Origin of the sequence: uncultured Aquincola sp., from assembly GCF_964001545.1 — a bacterium.
Taxonomy (GTDB): Bacteria; Pseudomonadota; Gammaproteobacteria; order Burkholderiales; family Burkholderiaceae_C; genus Aquincola.
Genome location: NZ_CAXFDV010000436.1, coordinates 1 through 2,066 on the forward strand (window position 1 = coordinate 1; position 2,066 = coordinate 2,066).

Below are 2,066 nucleotides of genomic sequence, written 5' to 3' on the forward strand. Positions count from 1 at the left end.
AGGGACAGCACCCGCGCCGTCACCACGCCGAAATGCTCGCGCGCAGCGCGCTCCGGCACCAGCGGCGTGGGCAACTCGCTGCCCGGCGCCACGCCGGCCAGGTAGTCGGCGGCGGATCTTGTGCGCCGCACTTCGGCCCAGCGCTGGGCCACATCGGGGCCGTCGGTGTCCACGCTCAGCTGCACACGCAGCCGCAGCTGCCAGGCCAGCTCGCGCGACCACATCACCAGCGTGCCCTTGGGCTGGTGGGCGATCTGCTGCACCTTGCCGGCACGGGCGTCGGTGTAGAAAACCAGCTCCTGCGGGCCGCGGCGGGCTTCGCGCAGCACCACGCTGCGGGCGTCGGCCTCGTCGCCATTGACGGTGGCCAGCGTCATCAGCCGCCAGCCGTGCTGGCGATCGGTGGCGGCGCGCTGCAGTTCCTGCCAGCAGGCCGCCTCCAGGATGTGCAGGGATTCGATGCGGGACGAAAACACCGCTGGTTCCTTGCTTCAGCCTTCGCGGCGCAGTGCCGGGAACAGGATGACGTCGCGGATGCTGGGCGAATCGGTCAGCAGCATCACCAGGCGGTCGATGCCGATGCCGCAGCCGCCGGTGGGCGGCATGCCGTATTCCAGCGCGCGGATGAAGTCGGCGTCGTAGTACATCGCCTCTTCGTCACCGGCTTCCTTGTTGGCGGCCTGGGCCTGGAAGCGCGCGGCCTGGTCCTCGGCGTCGTTCAGCTCCGAGAAGCCGTTGGCGTACTCGCGGCCGGTGATGAACAGCTCGAAGCGCTCGGTGATCGACGGGTCGGCATCGGACGCGCGGGCCAGCGGGCTCACTTCCACCGGGTAGTCGATGATGAAGGTGGGCTGCCAGAGCTTTTCTTCCACCACCGCCTCGAACAGGCCGAACTGCAGCTCGGGCAGCTTCCAGTGGGCGGGGGCTTCTTCGCCGGCGGCCTTCAGGCGGGCGCGCAGCACCTCGGCGTCCACCGCTTCTTCGGGGCTGAGGCCGGCATGCGCCACCAGCGAGTCGCGCACCGTCAGGCGGGCGAAGGGCTGGTCCAGGTGCACCGGCTTGCCGGCGTAGCTGATGGCGGCCGAGCCGGTGGCCTGGCGGGCGGCATGGCGCAGCACCTCTTCGGTGAAGTCCATCAGGTCGTGATGGTTCCAGTAGGCCGCATAGAACTCCATCATCGTGAATTCCGGGTTGTGCCGGACGCTGATGCCTTCGTTGCGGAAGCTGCGGTTGATCTCGAACACCCGCTCGAAGCCGCCGACGATCAGCCGCTTGAGGTACAGCTCGGGCGCGATGCGCAGGAACATCTCCTGGTCGAGCGCGTTGTGGTGGGTGATGAAGGGCCGTGCGTTGGCGCCGCCCGGAATCGGGTGCAGCATCGGCGTTTCCACTTCCATGAAGCGGTGCTCCACCATGAACTGGCGGATGGCCGACAGTGTCTTGCTGCGCGCGGCAAAGCGGGCGCGGGCCTCGTCGTCGGTGATCAGGTCGACGTAGCGCTGGCGGTACTTCTGTTCCTGGTCGGCCATGCCATGGAACTTGTCGGGCAGCGGGCGCAGGCTCTTGGTCAGCAGGCGCAGCGTGGTCACCTTGACCGACAGCTCGCCGGTCTTGGTGCGGAACAGCGTGCCTTCGGCGCCCAGGATGTCGCCCAGGTCCCAGTGCTTGAAGGCGGCGTACACCTCGTCGCCCACGTTGTCGCGCGCCACGAAGAGCTGGATGCGGCCGGTGGCGTCCTGCAGTGTGCAGAAGCTCGCCTTGCCCATCACCCGCTTGAGCATCATGCGGCCGGCCAGCGACACCGCCACGGCCTGCGGCTCCAGCTCTTCGTTGGGCGTCTGGCTGTGGCGCTGCTGCAGATCGGCGGCGCGCTCGCCGGGTTTGAAGTCGTTGGGGAAGGCGACCCCCTCGCGTCGGATCGCGGCGAGTTTCTCGCGGCGCTCGGCGATCAGCTTGTTGTCATCGGCGGCGGGCGTGGGGGTGGCTTGGTCGGTCATGCGAAGGGGGCCGAAAAGAGGGGGCGCGAAGAGCGCGCGAAGGGCGCCAGGGGCTGGGGATTCTAGGTG

Annotated in this window: 2 protein-coding genes; both read right to left on the reverse strand. The window is 68.6% G+C overall.

Features of this window, described 5'->3' with window-relative positions:
* Positions 1 to 476 (reverse strand): pyridoxamine 5'-phosphate oxidase family protein (locus ABNT58_RS14860; protein WP_348754236.1); only part of this gene is annotated, 476 nt, incomplete at its 3' end.
* Between the two features lie 15 nt (positions 477 to 491).
* Complete coding sequence (gene lysS, locus ABNT58_RS14865) at positions 492 to 1,997, reverse strand: lysine--tRNA ligase (RefSeq protein WP_348754237.1); 1,506 nt, start codon at positions 1,995 to 1,997, stop codon at positions 492 to 494.
* Positions 1,998 to 2,066 lie beyond the last annotated feature (69 nt).